General features: G+C 51.2%; 24 protein-coding genes. 16 read left to right on the plus strand and 8 right to left on the minus strand.

Going from position 1 to position 19,947, the window contains the following annotated elements; translation table 11 throughout:
• The first annotated feature begins 1 nt into the window (after position 1).
• From T488_RS0104660 to T488_RS0104680, 5 genes are all read left to right on the plus strand, one after another.
• Positions 2-682 (plus strand): hypothetical protein, encoded by a 681-nt coding sequence (locus T488_RS0104660; protein ID WP_028519792.1) that lies wholly within the window; start codon positions 2-4, stop codon positions 680-682.
• A 132-nt stretch (positions 683-814) separates the two neighbouring features.
• The gene (locus tag T488_RS19525) at positions 815-958 is read left to right on the plus strand and encodes a hypothetical protein (RefSeq protein ID WP_155267158.1); all 144 of its coding nucleotides are present in this window, start codon (positions 815-817) and stop codon (positions 956-958) included.
• 148 nt (positions 959-1,106) lie between these two features.
• Complete coding sequence (locus T488_RS0104670) at positions 1,107-1,835, plus strand: hypothetical protein (protein ID WP_028519793.1); 729 nt, start codon at positions 1,107-1,109, stop codon at positions 1,833-1,835.
• Positions 1,836-1,855: 20 nt separating this feature from the next.
• Positions 1,856-2,572 (plus strand): hypothetical protein, encoded by a 717-nt coding sequence (locus T488_RS0104675; protein ID WP_155267159.1) that lies wholly within the window; start codon positions 1,856-1,858, stop codon positions 2,570-2,572.
• A 94-nt stretch (positions 2,573-2,666) separates the two neighbouring features.
• Complete coding sequence (locus T488_RS0104680; RefSeq protein WP_196243269.1) at positions 2,667-3,695, plus strand: hypothetical protein; 1,029 nt, start codon at positions 2,667-2,669, stop codon at positions 3,693-3,695.
• A gap of 48 nt (positions 3,696-3,743) precedes the next feature.
• Here T488_RS0104680 and guaB read toward each other — a convergent pair whose 3' ends face one another.
• From guaB to fabD, 8 genes are all read right to left on the minus strand, one after another.
• Complete coding sequence (gene guaB, locus T488_RS0104685) at positions 3,744-5,216, minus strand: IMP dehydrogenase (RefSeq protein WP_028519796.1); 1,473 nt, start codon at positions 5,214-5,216, stop codon at positions 3,744-3,746.
• A 159-nt stretch (positions 5,217-5,375) separates the two neighbouring features.
• On the minus strand, positions 5,376-6,584 hold the full coding sequence (locus T488_RS0104690; protein ID WP_028519797.1) for a leucine-rich repeat protein: 1,209 nt from the start codon (positions 6,582-6,584) through the stop codon (positions 5,376-5,378).
• 1 nt (position 6,585) lies between these two features.
• Complete coding sequence (locus T488_RS0104695; RefSeq protein WP_028519798.1) at positions 6,586-7,755, minus strand: amidohydrolase; 1,170 nt, start codon at positions 7,753-7,755, stop codon at positions 6,586-6,588.
• A 7-nt stretch (positions 7,756-7,762) separates the two neighbouring features.
• The gene (locus T488_RS0104700) at positions 7,763-8,260 is read right to left on the minus strand and encodes a shikimate kinase (RefSeq protein ID WP_028519799.1); all 498 of its coding nucleotides are present in this window, start codon (positions 8,258-8,260) and stop codon (positions 7,763-7,765) included.
• Between the two features lie 44 nt (positions 8,261-8,304).
• Entirely contained in the window at positions 8,305-8,631 is a 327-nt protein-coding gene (locus T488_RS0104705; protein ID WP_028519800.1) for a hypothetical protein, read from the minus strand.
• 4 nt (positions 8,632-8,635) lie between these two features.
• Positions 8,636-9,085, minus strand: a complete 450-nt coding sequence (locus T488_RS0104710) for a GNAT family N-acetyltransferase (RefSeq protein ID WP_028519801.1) — start codon at positions 9,083-9,085, stop codon at positions 8,636-8,638.
• A complete protein-coding gene (locus tag T488_RS0104715) occupies positions 9,082-9,918 on the minus strand; it encodes a shikimate dehydrogenase family protein (protein ID WP_028519802.1) in 837 nt (278 codons plus the stop codon). Before T488_RS0104715 ends, T488_RS0104710 begins: the two co-directional genes overlap by 4 nt.
• Positions 9,915-10,823, minus strand: coding sequence for an ACP S-malonyltransferase (fabD, locus tag T488_RS0104720; protein ID WP_028519803.1), 909 nt, complete (start codon positions 10,821-10,823; stop codon positions 9,915-9,917). Before fabD ends, T488_RS0104715 begins: the two co-directional genes overlap by 4 nt.
• Positions 10,824-11,107: 284 nt before the next feature.
• Here fabD and T488_RS0104725 point away from each other — a divergent pair, with 284 nt between their 5' ends.
• The 11 genes from T488_RS0104725 (at position 11,108) to accD (ending at position 19,945) form a co-directional block, all read left to right on the plus strand.
• Positions 11,108-12,094: a beta-ketoacyl-ACP synthase III gene (locus tag T488_RS0104725; protein ID WP_028519804.1), complete on the plus strand. Its 987-nt coding sequence runs from the start codon at positions 11,108-11,110 to the stop codon at positions 12,092-12,094.
• Between the two features lie 108 nt (positions 12,095-12,202).
• A complete protein-coding gene (fabK, locus tag T488_RS0104730; RefSeq protein ID WP_028519805.1) occupies positions 12,203-13,129 on the plus strand; it encodes an enoyl-[acyl-carrier-protein] reductase FabK in 927 nt (308 codons plus the stop codon).
• Positions 13,126-13,332 (plus strand): DUF4177 domain-containing protein, encoded by a 207-nt coding sequence (locus tag T488_RS0104735; RefSeq protein WP_028519806.1) that lies wholly within the window; start codon positions 13,126-13,128, stop codon positions 13,330-13,332. The genes fabK and T488_RS0104735 overlap by 4 nt, the downstream gene beginning before the upstream one ends.
• Before the next feature lie 109 nt (positions 13,333-13,441).
• Entirely contained in the window at positions 13,442-14,182 is a 741-nt protein-coding gene (fabG, locus tag T488_RS0104740) for a 3-oxoacyl-[acyl-carrier-protein] reductase (RefSeq protein WP_028519807.1), read from the plus strand.
• Positions 14,183-14,259: 77 nt separating this feature from the next.
• Positions 14,260-15,519, plus strand: coding sequence for a beta-ketoacyl-ACP synthase II (fabF, locus tag T488_RS0104745; RefSeq protein ID WP_028519808.1), 1,260 nt, complete (start codon positions 14,260-14,262; stop codon positions 15,517-15,519).
• A 12-nt stretch (positions 15,520-15,531) separates the two neighbouring features.
• On the plus strand, positions 15,532-16,005 hold the full coding sequence (gene accB / locus T488_RS0104750) for an acetyl-CoA carboxylase biotin carboxyl carrier protein (RefSeq protein WP_028519809.1): 474 nt from the start codon (positions 15,532-15,534) through the stop codon (positions 16,003-16,005).
• A 1-nt stretch (position 16,006) separates the two neighbouring features.
• Positions 16,007-16,603: a hypothetical protein gene (locus T488_RS0104755; RefSeq protein ID WP_028519810.1), complete on the plus strand. Its 597-nt coding sequence runs from the start codon at positions 16,007-16,009 to the stop codon at positions 16,601-16,603.
• 9 nt (positions 16,604-16,612) lie between these two features.
• Positions 16,613-17,206 carry a hypothetical protein gene (locus T488_RS0104760; RefSeq protein ID WP_028519811.1) on the plus strand — a complete coding sequence of 198 codons (594 nt, stop codon included), beginning with the start codon at positions 16,613-16,615 and terminating at the stop codon, positions 17,204-17,206.
• Positions 17,207-17,260: 54 nt separating this feature from the next.
• Entirely contained in the window at positions 17,261-17,704 is a 444-nt protein-coding gene (gene fabZ / locus T488_RS0104765; protein WP_028519812.1) for a 3-hydroxyacyl-ACP dehydratase FabZ, read from the plus strand.
• Between the two features lie 21 nt (positions 17,705-17,725).
• Complete coding sequence (gene accC / locus T488_RS0104770) at positions 17,726-19,078, plus strand: acetyl-CoA carboxylase biotin carboxylase subunit (RefSeq protein WP_028519813.1); 1,353 nt, start codon at positions 17,726-17,728, stop codon at positions 19,076-19,078.
• 21 nt (positions 19,079-19,099) lie between these two features.
• The gene (gene accD, locus T488_RS0104775; protein ID WP_028519814.1) at positions 19,100-19,945 is read left to right on the plus strand and encodes an acetyl-CoA carboxylase, carboxyltransferase subunit beta; all 846 of its coding nucleotides are present in this window, start codon (positions 19,100-19,102) and stop codon (positions 19,943-19,945) included.
• The last annotated feature ends 2 nt before the right edge of the window (positions 19,946-19,947 follow it).

The raw sequence follows: 19,947 nt of genomic DNA on the forward strand, positions 1-19,947 counted from the left end.
AATGAGAGATATTTTCAGAAAAACAGCTGCTATTCTGGCTGCGGCAGTACTGACTGTTTCCGCATCGGTATCATGCAGCGGAAAGAAGAGCTCTTTTTCAAGCGACCCCAATAACCTTGCAGGCGGAAACATTCCCGATGATTACAGCAAGGACCTTGAGGATATGCCTTACGGCGGAGAGTTTCAGAAATTTGAGGCGGGCGATAATGACTACCCCCTGGGTATAGATATGGACCCCCGTTTCGTTACCGCTGACGAGGGCGCTGCCCTTACCAACTACTTCTATGCCCTTAACACAGGCGATACAGAGGCGTTTGAGAAGTCTGTTCACCCCGACCTTATCAAGTACCGCCTGGAAAATTCCGAATACTCTACCGAAAAGGAGTTCCTTGAGGGCGAGTATGAGCTGCTCAAGCAGTACACAGGTATGGACTTCACCTTCGATTACGTTCTTGTTGACGGCAGACTGAAGGACACCGAGGGCGCCTTTGAGTCTTATGACAAGCTCATGGAAACAGCTTCACCGGGCTGTAACATCACCTCAAAGAATCTGTACATGGTTGACGTTACCTACCACAATAAGGTGGACGACGGTAACAGCTATTCACTGAGATACAGATTCGGTGATTATATGGATATTGCAGTATATACCATCGACGGCAAGGCGTACGTTATTTCGTGATATATGGACAAAAAAGGGAGCTTTGCTCCCTTATTTTGTTACAGTTCTATGAACTTTTCAAAAGCCTCTTGAAATTCCCGTTTTTATGTGATATAATTCGATTATCAAAGCATAAGGGGGAGCTTTTTCATTATGAAAAATGCGTTAAAAACAGCAGCAGCGCTTGTACTTGCAGCGGTAGCCTGCTTCCTGGGGAGCATGAACTGCTTTGCCAATGCAGAGGAGTGCAGCGGACAGAATGAGTATACAGCAGCAGATGCTGCATATGCAGGTTAAGACTGCAGTAATAAAAATTACAGGACGGCATTATGCCGTCCTTTTTTGTTACAATATTTTTACAATTGATTTAAGATTTGCCGCTTTCGGTTGAAGTTGTGCCTGCTCAGTGCTATAATATAAAAAAACAGATAAGAGGCGCAGCATTATGAAAAAATACATCAAAGCATCCATCGCACTTATATTCACCATAGTTACCTGCATTTTCGGCGGCATGAACGCCTTTGCTTGGGTAGCTGCAGACGGTATTATAGTTGTCCGCTATACAGACGCTCCCGAGGGAACGGTGTTTGCGGATATACTGCTCCCGAAAACCGAAAATGACAAATATGCTTCCGCAGACGGTAAGCCCTCCGCAGCGATCATACTTCACGGAGAGGATGAAAACGGCGAGCGTACAGAAGAAACTCTGACTCTTCCGGAGGACTGCGAGCTTGCAAAGTATGATGACGGCTATACCAGCTGCCTTTTCGGCAGGGACATTGCCACAGAGTACAGGGTGAACAGCTTCAGGATGGATATAGTACTGGACGAGCAGAAGCTGATAAACACAGACGTTTCCAATTACTACGGCAGCCTGAAGTTGGCGTACTGCGACGAAAAGGGCAATGTACTTGCGGTCACAGACCCTGTGGAGACAGAGCATACCGACAAGCCTGCGAATTTCTATGTCAATGCGGACGGAACAAGTCTTGAGTGCAAGCTTGACCACGGCATAGATGTGGGAAAAGGATTGACTGCGATTATATTTGGCAGCGTGATCGTATGTATATTAGCTGTTCTTGGCATTGCGGTCATAGCAGCAATTGTTGTAGTTGTGGTGATACTTGTTGTCAGACACAATAAAAAGAAAAATCAGCAGCAGTACAGACAGTAATGCTCGGTATGGAGGATATTATGAAAAAGCATATCAAGGCTGCCATAGCAGTCGTATTCACGGTAATGACCTGCATTTTAGGCGGCATGAACGCCTTTGCAATGGGACTCGGTACTGACATATGGGAGATCGACATAGAGTATGAGAATGCTCCCGAGGGAACAGCTTTCGTTGACCTGCTCTTCCCGAAGAAGACTGACGATAAATACTATCCCGACCCGACCACAAATGAAAATGACGAGAAGCACAGCGTATGCCGCAATGTGTACGCAGCCTACCTGGGCAGGGGAAACGATGACCCCATAATCCTCGATGACAGCTGCGGACTTGCAGTCTACGATGACGGTTATACAAGCTGTATGCTGAAAAGGTACTTCGTTAAGTACAACCATGCCGACAAGGATAAATGCTCGCTGGAGTTCGGTGTGCCGAGCAATACCGAAAACCGTGAGGTCTTTGAGTATTACGGCAGCTTCAAGGTTGCGTACTGCGACGAAAAGGGCAATGTGCTCAGCGTCACTGAGCCTGTGAAGATAAAGCCTTCAAAGGTCAGCTGTCTGTATGAAATAAAGGCAGACGGCACAAAGGCTGAATACACCGTCCACAGGGACGGCTCCGTATTTATTCAATTGTTCGTAATGGCGCTGATATTTGGCGTCCCTGTAGTGATAGCCCTCGTTATCGGGCTTATAATATACCTCTGCACAAGGAAGAAGAAAAACAACAATATCAGCTGAACATTGCGCTATACGGAGGAAACATCATATCATGAAAAAGTCCGTGCTGTTTTTGCTGGCAGCAGTATCACTGATATCCGCAGTATGTTTTTTATTGAGCTGTTTTGCTTCTCAGGGCAGGATAACCGTGATAAACAGCAGTTCTGATCCGCGGAAAACTGAGATTAATAACGAATTATACTGTATCAGCAATAGCGGAGTATATAAAGTCGGCGAAAAATCAGAGCGCCAATGCCTGATACCATTTAACGGGCAGGATATAAAGGCGTTCTTTTCAGGTGACAAAAATAGTATTTGTATCTGCAAGACAACCGAAAACGGCACAGAGGTCTCGCGATACGATCTTAACGGGGACTTATCAGCAACGCCGATACTGATAAACTTTCCTGATGCGGATATATGTGCGGAAGAAAACGGTGTTTTCTACGGTGTTATCTCTGTCGGAGAAAGCATTGAGCCTGCCGCTTTCGACAGCAGCGGAGAAAGAATAGATACTGATATTAAAAAGCTTGAATATACTGATGATGTTTTTACTTTTCTCGGGGATCGGGACAGGACATATTATGCGCTGATAACTGATACAGCTTCAAAATATATAGGCAGAAGCAAGGATAAGGTGATCTATCTTAAACGGAGCTACAGTCCCGAATTGATAATAGCCGATCCTGATACGGACAGTATCATCAGAGTGGATCTGGCTGATAAGTTCAGAGCCTGTCATTCATTTTCCAATGTCATCGATGACTGTGTATGTACAGTTTTGACAGCGACACACAGCACTGTCGGGCTTGGGAGCGGACACAGCGATAAAGGCGATATATCATCATTGAAGAAGCACCGCTATGATATATTTGTTCTGACAGATATAAACAGCGGAGAGGTCATAAAACAGCATAAGACCCGCAGGGGTGAAAAGATGATCTATGCTGATGCAGAAAAAGTGATGACTATTTACCGCGGTCGATATATAACTTACTCCGCAGATGACTGGAAAGAGCTGGATCTGCGTAAAGCATCGGAAATAAAGAAGGACGGCTCGTACACCTTCGAGACCTGCGGAGAGCATATCTTCGTATTTGACGATGATACAGGCAGGTGCATAAATAAGCTTTCGGTCTCATAAAAACAAGCCCCTGAGCGTTCAGCCGAGCGCTCAGGGGCATTTTGCATTTTATATCTGTGTTGAGTAGTTGGGAGCTTCCTTGGTGATATAAATATCGTGGGGGTGGCTCTCCTTGAGTCCTGCACCTGTGATGCGGATGAACTTAGCCTTCTCGTGGAGAGTGGGGATGTCAACGCATCCGCAGTATCCCATACCCGAACGGATACCGCCCACAAGCTGGAAGATAGTGTCGGCAACGGGGCCCTTGAAGGGGACACGACCCTCAACTCCCTCGGGAACCAGCTTCTTGGCGCCCTCCTGGAAGTATCTGTCCTTGGAGCCGTTTGCCATAGCACCGAGGCTTCCCATGCCTCTGTAAACCTTGAACTGACGTCCCTGATAGATCTCGGTCTCACCGGGAGCTTCTGCACAGCCTGCAAGGAGCGAGCCGAGCATAACTACGTTTGCGCCTGCTGCAAGAGCCTTTACGATATCGCCCGAATACTTGATACCGCCGTCTGCGATAACGGGGATACCGTACTTCTGGGCAACACAGGCTACATCATAAACAGCTGTGATCTGGGGAACGCCGATACCTGCAACAACACGGGTGGTGCAGATGGATCCGGGTCCGATACCTACCTTGAGGCAGTCAGCGCCTGCTGCGATAAGAGCCTCAGCAGCCTCAGCAGTAGCGATATTGCCTGCGATAACGGGGATCTCGGGGAAAGCTTCCTTGACCATCTTCAGGCACTTGATGATGTTTGCACTGTGTCCGTGAGCGGAGTCGAGGACCAGAACATCAGCCTGAGCGTCGATGAGAGCCTTTGCTCTTTCGAGAACGTTTGCGGTAACGCCGATAGCAGCGCCGCAGAGGAGCCTGCCCTTGCTGTCACGGGCGGAATTGGGGTACTGAACTGACTTCTCGATATCCTTGATAGTGATAAGACCCTTCAGGTAGCCTGCCTCGTCAACGATGGGGAGCTTTTCGATCTTGTGTGCGCGGAGAATATCCTGAGCCTGAGCGAGAGTAGTTCCCACGGGCGCAGTGATAAGGTTGTCCTTTGTCATTACCTCTGAGATCTTGGCATTGAAGTCTGTGAGGAAGCGCATATCTCTGTTGGTGATGATACCAACCAGCTTGCCCTTTCCGTCAACGATCGGAACGCCTGAGATCTTGTACTTGCCCATGAGCTCGTCCGCATCGGCAACGATATGATCCTCTGTAAGTGAGAAGGGGTTAACGATAACGCCGTTCTCGCTTCTCTTGACCTTATCGACCTCTTCAGCCTGCTGCTCTATGGTCATGTTCTTGTGGATGATACCGATACCTCCCTCACGGGCGATGGCGATAGCCATACGGGAATCTGTAACGGTGTCCATAGCGGCAGTCATGATAGGAGTATTGAGGTGGACAGTCTTAGTGAGCTGAGTACCGATCTGGATCATGTTGGGGGTAACGTTTGATTCAGCGGGTATAAGCAGCACATCGTCGAAGGTGAGACCTTCCTTCTGAAATTTGCTGTTCATGTCGGTCAGCATAATAATTCCTCCTTGCATTGATATTATTAACTTTAATGATACTATTTTTGACGGCTTATGTCAATAGTTTGGGCGGCGGAGACGGCATAGAAATTTTTAGTTCAAAAAAGGTCGGGTTTTGGCGAAAAAAGCAATTTGTTATAGTAAAGTAACTCAGTGTTAAAGCGGTGCGGTGGCGCGCCGTGCATATTCCGCCAGTATAGCCGAGGCGTCAAAGGCATTGACGCTGCCGTCGCTGTTGAAGTCGGCAGCAGCTCTCTGGTCGGAGGAGAAGCTTCCCTCCCTGCCTGTTGATGAGGCTGCGTACTCAGCCAGTACAGCCGAGGCGTCCACGGCGTTGACAGCTCCGTCGCCGTTGACATCGCCCATGGAGAGCCTGCCTGTTTTGAAGCTGAGCTTTGAGTCAGAGGCGTATTTCTCCGCAGCAGAGCCCTTTTCGCCCCTTATGGTGAAGCCCGAGATATTCTCGGAGGAGCTGCTTCGTGCGTCGTATCTTCTTCCAAGTGCCTCCTTGCCGATGGTCTTGACCGAGGAGGGAATGTAGATACCGCTGATACCTGCGCAGCTGTAAAATGCCTCATCGCCTATGGAGGTGACAGTGTCGGGGATATTGACGGTCTTCAGCGAGGTGCAGGAGTGGAAGCAGTCTTCGGGGAGAGCCTTCACGCCCTTGCCCAGGGAAACGCTTCCCAGAGCGCTGCAGCTCATGAAGCAGCCCTTTCCCAGGGTGGTCACCGAGTCGGGGATATCCACCTTTTTCAGCGAAAGGCAGCCTGAAAAGGCATGGTCGTCGATAGTTGTGACGCTGTCGGGAAATTCTACGGAAACAATATCAGCCTTGCCGAAGAAGGCGCCCTTTCGGATAGTTTTCGTGCCCTTTCCGATGACAGCCTCCGGGCTGCCTGCGTAGAGGAGCAGAGTGTCGCCGTTTTCATAGAGACAGCCGCCTGTATTGCTGTAGGTGGGGTTGTTTTTGTTGACGTCGATATAAGCCAGTGCAGGGCAGGCTGTAAAGGCGTAATCGCCTATTTTTGTGACGCCGCTGCCGATGGTGATAGTGCTCAGCGAGGGGCAGGTGCTGAAGGCTCTTTCACCGATGGTTTTTACGCTGTCGGGGATAACGCAGATACCTATATCCTTGTTGCCTGCGAAGGCGTCCTCGGCGATAGCAGTAACGGGAAAGCCCTCAAGCTCCGATGGGATAATGAGTACTGAGTCGCTGCCCACGCAGCCTGTGACCGTAGCCTGCTTGTTGTCTATGGTATAGCTGAGCATGAAGCCTTCCGTCTCCTCTGCGGACGCCCCTTTTACGGGAGCAGCGCTGAGGGCAAGAGCGGCAGCTGCCAGCATTGACAGCATTTTTTTCATATCATATCTCCCTGCGGCAAACATTGCCGTCTATGAGCACCAACTGAGGCTCGGACATAAGGTCCAGAGGATTGCAGCCCTTTGCGTAGAGCTGTATATCCGCGTCCTTGCCCTCGGCAAGCGAGCCTGTGGTGTCGCTTATTCCCAGTATCTCGGCAGGATAAGCCGTAATGGTCATGATAGCGTCATCAAGGCTGAGACCGCCCTTCACCGCAGCCTGTGCGGACAGAGGCAGGTACTGTATGGGGGTGACTGTGTGGTCTGTGCATATAGCTGTTTTTACGCCGCTGCCGTGGAGGACGGAGGCGTTTTTCAGCTCAAGTCCGCGCATTTCGGGCTTGCAGCGGTCACACATAAGGGGACCGCAGATAACGGGGATATTTTCCTCGGCGAGTATATCGGCTATCTTGTAGCCCTCGGTGCCGTGGATAATGACGGGGTCAAGGTTGAACTCCTTGGAGATACGCATTGCAGTGCATATATCATCGGCACGGTGGCAGTGGAAGAAAGCCTTTATCTTGCGGTCGAGGAGAGGCATGAGCGCCTCGCACTTTATGTCGTACTCAGGGGGATCGTAGTTCTCGCTGTCGGAGTAGTAGCTGTCCATATCGTGGACGTAGCGGCGTGCCTTGTAGAGTCCCTCTCTGATGAGAGCGGTTATCGCCATACGGGTCACGGGAGTCTCCTCCCTGCCGTTGTAGACGTTCTTGGGATTTTCGCCCAGAGCGAACTTTATTCCGCAGTTCCGTATGAGCATATCGTCGATACGCCTGCCGTAGGTCTTTATGGCAGCTATCTCGCCGCCGCAGGCGTTGGCGCTTCCGGGACTTGATGCCGCCGCGGTGATGCCCCGCATACAGGCTTCCTCAAAGCAGCGGTCGAAGGGATTGATACCGTCGATAGCTCTCATCTGAGGAGTAAAGGGGTCTGTGGATTCGTTGCAGTCGTCGCCCTCGAAGTCCAGACCGTCCTCGATAATGCCCAGGTGGGTGTGGGCGTCGATGAAGCCGGGGAGGAGAAGTCCTCTGCGGGCGTCTATGCTGTCCCCGGGGACTGCCTCGGGCGAGCCCTCGCCCAGAGCCTTTATCTTGCCGTCTTCGACCTCCAGCCAGCCGTTTTCGATGACTCCCCGGGAGTCCATGGTGTGAATTTCAGCGTTATAGATAAGCATAGCTTGCTCACTTTCTGACAGCCTCGGCGATACGCTCCGCATTTTCAACGGGGCTGCCGTTACATTCGAGTCTTATGGTGGAGTGCTTCAGATAGACGTCCCTGCGCGCGTTGTAAAGGGCTTCCAGCTCCTCCTTTGTGGACTTTACCACGATGGGACGGTTCGTGTCGTCCTTTATGCGCTCATAGCAGGTCTCAAAGGGGACGTCAAGGAAAATGACGGCGGCACCTGCCTCCTTTGCAGCCCTTGCAGTATCGGGATTGAGCATAGCTCCGCCGCCGCAGGCAGCAACGGTGGTCTTGCCGCAGAGGGACTTCACTATCTCAGCCTCTGTCTGACGGAAGAAGGGCTCACCCTTCTGCTCGAATATCTCGGGTATTGTCATTTCGAGGGTCCTGACTATGATGTCGTCGGTGTCGCAGAAGCCGCAGCCCAGTTTCTTTGCCGCGAGCTTGCCGATAGTTGATTTTCCGCAGCCCATAAAGCCGCATAAAAATACAGTCATATATTTCTCCTTATATAACGGAACTGCCCGTATCCTGGGCAGTATCAGATTCCGAAATGTATAACGAATTTGTTTTCGCGCTGAGCCTCGGTCAGCAGGGCTGTCAGCTCCGAGAGCTGAGGGCAGCCGAGAGTGGCTTCGATAAAGCCGCCGAGGGACTCGGGCGGTATTAGGGTAATGCCGTAATAAGCCGGTCCGTATCCGGGACGGTCAAGGCTGTGCCGGAAGCATTTCAGCTCCCCGAGCTTCGGGAATATGGGCAGGATATAGTCATCATGCACCGAAATACAGCCGTATTTCTCAGGCTCATAGCTGATATAGCTCCCTTTTTCGGGAGTCTCCTGCATTATTCCGAAGTCATGTGCCAGCATGGTCTCACCCTTTTCTCTCCATCTTCACCAGCGGCACCCATTCGTCCTCTGTCATCTTCTCGCCTGTGAGCTGAAAGCCATGGCGCTCATAGAAGGCTATGCCGCGTGTGTTGTATTCAAGTGCCCAGAGGTTGTCCGCACCGAACTCCTTAACGGCGAACTCCAGAAGCTCTGCGCCTATGCCGCTGTTCTGGAACTGAGGCTCCACATAGAGCTTCACCACCTCGGTGCCGCTGACGCGGATAATGCCCTTGACAACGCCCTGGTCGTCATAGACATAGGTGTTTTGCAGCTCCTCGGAGCCCTCGCAGTACTCCGCCGCCATATCCACCACGTTAAGCTCCCCGAAATAGAAGGGGTCATTGCGGAAGAACGGGTAGAAGTTCACGCGGTAGTTGGTTATGATTATCTCTGCGATACGGGAGGCATCGCAGGCTTTTGCAGGTCTTATCATCTGTTCATGCTGTCAACGGCACTTTCAACGTCAAGGATTATCTTTGAGATGTCCTCAGCGGAGAACTGTCCGCCGTACCATATCTCATGAGCCTTCACAGCCTGATATACCAGCATTGAAGCGCCGCCCACAGCGGTCTTTCCGAGAGCCCTTGCCTTCTTCATCAGCAGGGTCTCGGTGGGGTTGTAGATAACGTCAAAGACGCTGAGAGAGTTTTCGATAACGGTATCGCTTACGGCGCAGGCGTCCACCTTGGGGTACATACCTACGGGAGTAGCGTTTATGAGCAGGTCATAGCTGCCATCAAGTGTAGATATATCGGCGATCCTCACGGAAGCGCCGCTGCACTTGGCGAGTATCTCAGCCATGAGGAGCTGAGCGTTCTTAACGTCCTGGGGGATAACAGCGAGAGTGATGTTTCCGCCGTGGCGTGCGACTTCGATAGCTATCATCCTGCCAACGCCGCCGCAGCCCAGTATAGCTACGTTTCCGCCGATGGGGAGCAGCTCCGCAGAACGGAGGAAGCCGTCGCAGTCGGTGTTGTAGCCTGTGAGCCTGCCGCCGTCATTGCTGATGCAGTTTACGGAATTATAGCGCTGAGCGCTGTCCGCCAGCTCGTCCACCAGAGAGATGACAGCCTGCTTGTGGGGGATAGTCACGTTGAGACCGCGGAGACCTTCCAGAAGTCCGCGGCTGCCTGCAATATCCTCGGGAGCAATGTCGATGAGCTCATAGGAGCTGTCGTCAAGTCCGCTGAGAGCGAAGAGCTTTTCGTGTATGAGAGGGGACATTGAGTGTCCCAGGGGGTGACCTATGAGTGCAAATCTATTCATGATAATGCTCCTTCAAGAGTTTTGGTGTTTTCAACATTTAAAGCTGTCACGTCCTTGAGAGTCTTCTTTACCAGTCCTGTGAGAGTTCTTCCGGGGCCGAATTCAACGAATTTATCCGCGCCTGCCTCCTGCATAGCTGCCAGCTCCGATGTGAAGCGGACGGGGGAAACGATGTGCTTGGCAAGCATAGAAGCCATATCCGAGAAGTCTGTGAGCTCGCCGCCTGTCAGGTTGGAGTAATACTTCACCTGAGGAGCCTTGAATTCTATAGTTTTAGCTGTTTCGTAGAACTTATCCGCAGCGGGCTGCATAAGCTTTGAATGGAAGGCACCTGCCACGTTGAGGGGGATAACTCTCGCCTTCATGCCTGCGAATATCTCGCTGACCTCGGCGATACCCTCGGGAGTGCCTGCGATAACGGTCTGCACGGGGGAGTTGTAGTTTACTGCTGTGACATATTCCTTAGCCTCGCCGCAGACTCTCTCCACCTCCTCGGGAGCTATCTTCATGATAGCCGCCATAGCGCCCTTTGCGGAAGCGGTAGCCTCATCCATAGCGGCAGCTCTTGCCTTTATAAGGCGGAAAGCGTCCTCAAGAGTTATCATGCCCGATGCGTACATAGCTGCGTACTCACCGAGAGAGTGACCTGCCACGCCGTCGAAGGTGAAGCCCTTAGCCTGTGCAGCCTTCAGGCAAACGATAGAGGTCGCCATGATAGCGGGCTGTGAGTTGATGGTCCTCGACAGCTCTTCAATGGGAGCATTGAAGCATATCTCCTTCAGGTCGCAGCCGAGTATTTCAGAACCTGTCTCGTAAACCGGGAGGACTTCGGGCATAGCTTCTGCTATATCTTTGCCCATTCCCTCATACTGAGAGCCCTGTCCTGAAAATAGTGAAATTGTCATAATAATAAACATCCTTTCTGTGCGTTATATGCAATGTTATGGTGAAAAACTCTTAATGTCACATTGTAAATTTGTGAGAAATGACGATATTTTGTTTTAAGTTTGTCAAAGTGCCAAAATATCGTTGCAAAAAACCTCGAAATGATTTACAATATTATATGTGTGGTATTATGCCCGTTTGACGAAAATGGTCTTCGGACAGCCTGCCGACACTATTACTATAACACAATTTTCTGGTTTTTACAACCATATTTACATAATTTTTAATTGCTAAGGAGATATTAATGGGTATCAGCATTTTGGGAATGGGCAGATATGTGCCCGAGCAGATATTGACAAACGACGACTTCACCCGTTTTGTCGAGACGAGCGACGAGTGGATCCGGACAAGAACGGGCATCACGGAGCGTCCGATGGCAGGCTGGGAGCCCACCTGGTACATGGGAAAAATGGCTTCGCTGCGTGCTATCGAGGCAGCAGGCATAGCCGCTGAGGATATAGGCCTTGTCATATCCTGTACCGTTACCTCCGATTTCAATACCCCCAGCATGGCAAGCGTCATACAGCATGAGGTGGGAGCAGCTGAAGCTGCCGCCTTTGATCTGAATGCAGCCTGCTCGGGCTTTGTATATGCACTGGATACCGCAAGACGCTTTCTTGAGACCGATGATTCGCTGAAGTACGTCCTGGTAGTTGCCAACGAGGCGCTTTCACGCTTCCTTGACTTCTCCGACAGGTCATCATGTATACTCTTCGGCGACGGCGCTGCGGCAGCCATAGTCGAGAAGAGTGATAAGCTCTTTTCATCTGCTCTCCGCTCAGAGGGCAGCGGCGCAAAGTACCTCTGTTCAAGAGCTCTGAACGTAGCTCCCGAGGTGGCGCAGGAAAAGGAATTCGACGATCCCTTCCCTCAGGCTCCTCTCCACAAGCTCCAGCAGAACGGAAAAGAGGTCTACAAGTTCGCAACTCAGGCACTTCCTAAGTCATTTGAGCTTGCGGCTGAAAAGATAAATATCACCAAGGACGACATAGACTGGTTCGTGCCCCATCAGGCGAACATAAGGATAATCGAGACTGCCGCCAAGAAGCTGGGCGTGCCTATGGAGAAGTTCATCGTGACTCTCGACCATTACGGCAATACCTCCAGCGCTTCCATACCCCTTGCGCTCTGTGAGGCTACAGAAAAAGGCATCATAAAGCGCGGACAGAAGATAGCTCTCATAGGCTTCGGAGCAGGTCTCACCTACGGCGGCATAATAATGGAATACTGATCTTCAGAGCCGTCAGCCGTCAGTTTATATCGCCCATAAGGGCACACCACAGGCTGAAGGCGGATGTCTAAGGGCTAAAGGCTAAAATATTAAAGGAGAACTACTACTATGAAAACACGCATCACCGAGCTTCTCGGCTGTGAATATCCTATCATACAGGGCGGTATGGCATGGGTAGCCGAGCACACACTTGCCTCAGCAGTTTCAAATGCAGGCGGTATAGGTCTTATCGCAGGCGGAAGCGCTCCCATCGACTATCTCCGTGAGCAGATACGTCTCTGCAAGGAGAAGACCGACAAGCCCTTCGGCGTAAACATCATGCTCATGAGCCCCAATGCCGATGACCTGGCACAGCTCTGTATCGACGAGGGCGTAAAGGTCATCACCACAGGTGCGGGAAATCCCGGTAAATATATGGCTGCATGGAAGGAAGCAGGGATAAAGGTAATGCCCGTTGTTCCTTCGGTAGCTCTTGCAAAGAGAATGGAGAAGTCCGGCGCCGATGCGGTCATCGCAGAGGGCACGGAGTCCGGCGGACATATCGGCGAGAACACCACTATGTGTCTCGTTCCTCAGGTAGTTGACGCGGTTGAGATACCCGTTATCGCAGCAGGCGGTATCGCCGACGGCAGAGGTATGGCAGCAGTCTTCATGCTGGGCGCAGAGGGCGTTCAGATAGGCACACGCTTCCTGGCTTCCGAGGAGTGTCAGATACACCCCACCTTCAAGGACCTTGTCATCAAGGCAAAGGACACCGACAATATCGTAACGGGAAGATATACAGGTCATCCGTGCAGGAATATCAAGACCAAGTTCGCAAAGAAGCTTGCAACAGGCGAGAAGGAGGGAACTCTCTCTCCCGAGGAGTTCGAGCAGCTCACAGTGGGCGCTCTCCGCAGAGCAGTAGTTGACGGCGATGTGGACAGCGGTTCCTTCCTCTGCGGAGCTATCTCCGGCATGGTGAACGAGATAAAGACCTGTGCAGACATAGTAAAGGAAATAAATGACGGCGCTGAAAAGCTCCTGAAAATATGAGATACAAGTATCTCAGAGTAAAGATAAGCCTTACGGGATACTTCCACTATAAAAAGGACGGCACGGAAATGTCGCCGCGGGAGGCTATAGAGCATATGGCTTCCATGGGCTACAGATATGTGGGGAATGTCCCTGTGAGGATAATGGGCTCACATGGTATCATGGCGGAGTATGACATGATATTTGAAAAGGAGCTTCAATAAATAGTTACATTTGTAACTGCGGAAAGTGACATTTTTCCCGTTCACATCAGGGGAAAAGTGTGCTAAAATAGAGTATCACATTCGGATACCGAAAACGGAGGTAAATATTATGGCAACAGCAATAATCACGGGCGCTTCTCAGGGAATAGGCGCCTGCATCGCAAAAAGACTTGCAAAGGACGGCTTCGACGTAGTTATAAATCATTACCCCAGTGACAGCGATAAGGAAAAGGCTCTTGCAGTTGCAGAGGAGTGCCGCAGCTTCAGCGTAAAGGCTGAGTGCTATGCGGCTGACGTATCAAAATTCGACCAGTGCGAGGCTATGGTCAAGCAGATAAAGGCTGACTTCGGCACCATCGACGCACTTGTGAACAACGCAGGCATAACCAAGGACAAGCTCCTTGCCAGAATGAGCGAGGACGAGTATGACGCAGTTATCGCCGTAAACCAGAAGAGCGTTTACAACATGACAAAGCACGTTACAGCCGTTATGATGAAGCAGAGACACGGCAGGATAGTAAATGTGGCTTCTGTTGCGGGACTCTACGGAAATCCCGGACAGATGAACTACTCCGCTTCAAAGGCTGCCGTAATAGGCATGACAAAGACTGTGGCAAAGGAGTTCGGCTCGCGCAACATCACCTGCAACGCCGTAGCTCCCGGACTTATAAGAACACCTATGACCGATGTTCTCTCAGACGAACTGAAGGAAAAGATGATAGAGGCTGTAGCCCTCAGACGCTACGGCGAGCCCGAGGAGATAGCCTCGGTCGTATCCTTCCTTGTATCCGATGATGCCTCCTACGTTACAGGACAGGTCATCGAGATCTCGGGCGGACTTTCTATGTGACATACCAATAATCGCAGCAGGGGACTTCTGTCCCGTATCTACCACTCAACTTTAATCAAAAAACGAAAGGAAAAAATATGAGCAGAAGAGTAGTTATCACAGGAATGGGAGCAGTTACTCCCCTCGGAACGGGCGTAGAAAAGTTCTGGGAAGGAATAAAGGCAAACAAGCTGGGCATATCCTTCATTGATATGTTTGATACAGAGCGTACGGGCGTGAAGATAGCAGGTATAGTCCGCGACTTCAATGAGGAGGAATATTACGACCGCAAGGGTTACTTCACCAAGAAGGAAGCAAAGCACATGGACACCTTCACAAAGTACGCCCTGGTGGCTTCCAATGAGGCGCTGACAGACGCAGCTACGGATTTCTCCGACCTGGATCCCTATAAGATAGGCGTTCTGGTAGGCTCGGGAATAGGCGGCGTTGACCTTACTCTTTCCGAGTACAGCAAGTACCTTGAAAAGGGACCCAGCAGAGTTTCCGCCTTCTACATCCCCATGATGATAAGCAATATGGCAGCAGGCACCATCTCCATGAAGACAGGCTTCAGGGGAGCAAACTTCGATATAACAACTGCCTGCGCTTCTGCAACTCATTCCATAGGCGAGGCTTTCCGCAAGATAAAGGACGGCTACCTTGACGCCTGCCTTGCAGGCGGAACCGAGTCCACAAGAGTTGAGTTCACCTTCGGCGGATTTGCAAATATGAAGGCACTTACAAAGAGCGGCGACCTCACAAGGGCTTCTATCCCCTTCGACAAGGAGAGAAGCGGATTCGTACTCGGCGAGGGAAGCGCCGTGCTTGTCCTCGAGGAATACGAACACGCCAAGGCAAGAGGTGCAAAGATATACGCAGAGATAGCAGGTTACGGTGCTACCTGCGACGGTTATCACATGACATCGCCCATGCCCGGCGGTGAGGCTGCTGCAAAGGGAATGCAGCTTGCAATGGAAGAAGCAGGTCTCAAACCTGCCGATATAGATTACATAAACGCTCACGGCACATCAACAGGTCTCAACGATAAGTACGAGACCGCAGCCATAAAGCTTGCCCTCGGCGAGAAGGACGCAAGGAGAGTAAAGATAAGCTCTACCAAGTCCATGATAGGACACCTCCTCGGCGCCGCAGGTGCAGTTGAAGCGGTAGTCTGCGCGAAATCCGTGCAGGAAGGCTTCATTCACGCAACAGTGGGATATAAGGTGCCGGATGAGGAGTGTGACCTGGATTACTGCGGAAGCGGTAATGTAGAGCAGGAGGTAAAGGCTGTCCTGTCCAATTCTCTCGGATTCGGCGGACATAACGCTACTCTCTGCTTCAGAAGGGTGAAGGATTAAGGAGGATATTCAATGGAGAAGATATACGGTCAGTTTGACCTTGAAACAATAGAGAAGCTTGCTGATATAATCAACAAGAAGGATCTCTCGGAGCTCACTATCTCAAGCGGTGACAACACTATTACCCTCAAGGGCAAGAAGTGTGTACCCCCTGTGCCCATGCCTGTTGTTGCGGCAGCTCCCGCCCAGGCTCAGCCCTCTGTGGAGAGCACTCTCTCCGCGAGCGAGGCTTCCATGGCAGAGGAGGTCAGCGGCAAGATAGTAAGATCGCCTATCGTGGGCACATTCTACTCTGCACCCTCACCCGATAAGCCCCCCTTCGTAAAGACAGGGGACGAGGTGAAGAAGGGCGATGTCATCATGATAATCGAGTCAATGAAGCTCATGAACGAGATACAGTCTGAATTCGACGGCACAGTTGAGCAGATACTGGTGTCCGACGGTCAGGCAGTTGAGTATGACCAGCCCATCATGGTCATAAAATAAGATGAACTACAGGTATCTGACTCAGGACATCATCGACGCAGGAAGCGTGAATATCACCTCTCCTGCAATGTATGAGGAAGCAAGGGAATACAACATAGATGCTCACAGAAACTATGTCAGGCGCAGCCGCATCCATATCGGCATGGGTATATGGTTCATAGCTCAGAACGTCCTCATATTCCTTATGCTGTTCATATTGATAGGCAATATCTCGATAAAGCAGGCAGATACGGGCACCACCACCTCCTCCGCCAGGATATGGCTTGGCGTGGCAGGGCTCATAGCCTATGTGGTCTTTTACGGCTACTTTGTTGTGATAAGTAAAAAGAGGACACCTCTGATGATGGTCGCCTGCTCCGCACCTATGATGCTCGCACACCCTGCACTGGGAATACTGGTTCTCGCAAACGGAGTTATAGGATACCTGTACAACAAGACCGAGAAAGACCTTGAGACAAAACCGGGTTACCCCGATTTCACACAGCTGGCAATAACCACCATCGACAGCGAGGCAAATACCGTCGAGGAGCTCACCTTCGAGAATATCCGTGAGCGTGCGGTGAATACCCACAGACACGACGGTACATTCCTTAAATAGGAGCAGCTTATGGAGTACAGATATATCACTCAGGAGGTCATCGACTCGGGAGGAAGGAACATAACCTCACCCGAGATGTTCGAGGAAGCAAGGCAGTATAACATCGAAGCCGCAAAGAACTATAACAGGCGCCACGGTGCACACGTCCTCTTCAATGTCTGGATGATAGTGCAGTTCATATACTTTGTATACAAGGTCATCAGGATACTTTCAGAGACTACCATGAAGCAGTTCGGCGACGGCAGCTATACCCCCGATATTCTGGTATGGCTGGGAGTTCTGGCGTTTTTCGGCTATATCGGACTTATAATATGGTTCGCCTATTTTAAACACTGCCGCAACAAGTTCATCATCGCACTTATATCCCTTTCGGTCATAGCCATTTCCTGGAGGCTCTGGCTCATACCCGTGGGAAACTTCCTTGTGACATGGTACTATGAGTACGTCGAGAACGAGCTTTCAAAGGAGCTTGGCTACCCGTCGTTCACTCAGCTCAATATCACCACATTCAACAGCTGTGCTGACAGTGTGCAGAACCTTACTTTTGACAGTATACGCGAGAAAGCAAACAGGGATCACCCCCACAATGGTGAGTTCCTGTGATATACAGACCCCTCCTTCACCGTGAAGGAGCTTATTATAACGGAGGACTTTGATATGTCAGATATACTTATGAATAAAGAGCAGATCATGGAGATCATTCCCCACCGCGATCCCTTCCTTCTCATCGACGAGATCGTTGATATGGAGGTGGGCGTGAAGGTACACGCAAGGAAGTACATCAAGGAGGAGGACTTCTGGTTCAAGGGTCACTTCCCCGGCTATCCCGTGACACCCGGCGTTCTCATGGTTGAGATGCTGGCACAGGCAGGCGCAGTATGTATGCTCTCAAAGCCCGAATTCAAGGGCAAGCTTGGACTTTTCGGCGGCATAGACAAGGCAAAGTTCCGCAGACAGGTAGTCCCCGGCGACGTTCTCGACCTTGAGGTGGAGATGATCCGTCAGCGCGGACCCGTGGGCACAGGCAAGGCAGTTGCCTCGGTAGGCGGCGAAAAGGCTGTATCCTGCGAGATAACCTTCGTTATCACAGACAATAAATAATCCATACAGGAGATAATACAGATGTTCAGAAAAGTTCTTATCGCCAACAGAGGCGAGATAGCTGTACGAATAATAAGAGCGTGCAGGGAGCTGAGCATACGCAGTGTAGCGGTATATTCCACCGCCGACCGCACATCGCTCCACGCACAGATAGCCGATGAGGCGGTATGTATAGGTCCTGCGGCAACAAAGGACAGCTACCTCAATATGAACGCCATAATCCAGGCGGCACTTAATACAGGCGCCGATGCTATCCACCCCGGCTTCGGATTTCTCTCGGAGAATGCAGAATTTGCAAAGCTCTGTGAGGCAAACGGAATAGTTTTCATCGGTCCCTCATATAAGTCAATAGAGATGCTTGGCGACAAGGCAGCCGCAAAGGAGACCATGGCAGCAGCGGGAGTTCCCGTTATCCCCGGCTCAAAGGGTGCCGTAAAGTCTCTGGAGGAGGCGAGGGAGATAGCCGACAAGGCAGGCTACCCCGTACTGGTAAAGGCTTCCGCAGGCGGCGGCGGACGAGGCATACGCCGTGTCGACAGCCCCGAGGAGCTTGAGGCTCAGATGACTGCCGCACAGCAGGAGGCAAAGAACTTCTTTGGCGATGATGCGGTATATATCGAGAAATTCCTTATAAATCCCCACCATGTGGAGATACAGATAATCGCAGACAAGCACGGCAACTATATCCACCTCTGCGAGCGCGACTGCTCCATGCAGCGCCGCAACCAGAAGATGCTGGAGGAGTGCCCCAGCCCCATAGTGGACGATAAGCTCCGCGCAAAGATGGGCGCAGCAGCCGTTACGGCTGCAAAGGAGTGCGGCTACTATAACGCAGGCACTATCGAGTTCCTGGTGGACGAGAACCGCGACTTCTACTTCATGGAAATGAACACAAGAATACAGGTCGAGCACCCCATTACCGAGGAGGTAACAGGCTTTGACCTCGTAAAGGCACAGATAGAGATAGCCGACGGCAAGCCTCTGGAGGTAAAGCAGGAGGACGTTACCATGCGCGGTCACGCTATCGAGTGCAGAATCAACGCAGAAAATCCCGACAAGGGCTTCCGCCCGTCACCGGGTACAATAACCGCGCTCTATATGCCCGGCGGCCCCGGAATAAGAATAGACGGCGCGGTATATCAGGGCTACACCATAACTCCATACTATGACTCAATGATAAGCAAGCTGATAGCACACGGCTCTGACAGAGAGGACGCCATAAACAAGATGAGATGGGCACTGTCCGAATTCATCGTTGAGGGCGTCGACACAAATATAGACTTCCAGCTTGAAGTCATCAGGAATGCTGATTTCAAGGCAGGAAAGTACGATATCGGCTTCCTTGGCAGGTTCGTGGAAGAAAAGAACAAATAACTCGGAATGTGGTGAACATAATTGTTTGAAGATTTTTTTAACGTTGTAAAGAAGCGCTGGGGCGACGGCGAAGAGGAATACAAGCCTCCTATGTTCAAATGCCCCCGCTGTCAGGGCACCAGCCCCCTTTCCAAATATGAGGAGCTCCACAGAGTATGCCCCAAGTGCAATTATCACGGAAGACTGTCCTCACAGGAGCGTATAGCCATAACCGTTGACAAGGAGAGCTTTAAGGAGCTCAACGCCAATATGCGCGGTGCAGACCCCCTGGACTTCCCCGACTATAAGGAGAAGCAGGCAGAGCTCCGCGGAAGCACGGGACTCAGCGAGGCTGTCATCACAGGTACGGCTACTATAAAGGGCTCACCCGTGGTCATCGGCATAATGGATTCCCGCTTCATGATGGGCTCAATGGGAAGCATAGTGGGCGAGAAGATAACCAGAGCCTTTGAGTACGCCACAGAGCACAAGCTCCCCGTGATAATGTTCACGGCTTCCGGCGGCGCACGTATGCAGGAGGGAATAGTTTCACTGATGCAGATGGCTAAGACCTCGGGAGCTGTAAAGCTCCACAGCGAGGCAGGCGGACTCTATATATCGGTAATGACAGACCCCACCACAGGCGGTGTTACAGCCAGCTTTGCGTCCCTGGGAGACATAATCATAGCCGAGCCCAAGGTGCTCATAGGCTTCGCAGGCAGACGTGTTATCGAGGGGACCATCAAGCAGAGACTTCCCGAGGACTTCCAGCTTGCCGAGTTCATGTATGACAAGGGCTTCGTTGATATGATAGTTGAGCGCAGAAAGCTCAGGAGCGTGCTTTCGCACCTTCTGAAGCTTCACGGATTTTACCCTAAGGAGGCGTGAGT

Origin of the sequence: Ruminococcus flavefaciens ND2009, assembly GCF_000621785.1 — a bacterium.
Classification (GTDB): Bacteria; Bacillota; Clostridia; order Oscillospirales; family Ruminococcaceae; genus Ruminococcus; species Ruminococcus flavefaciens_C.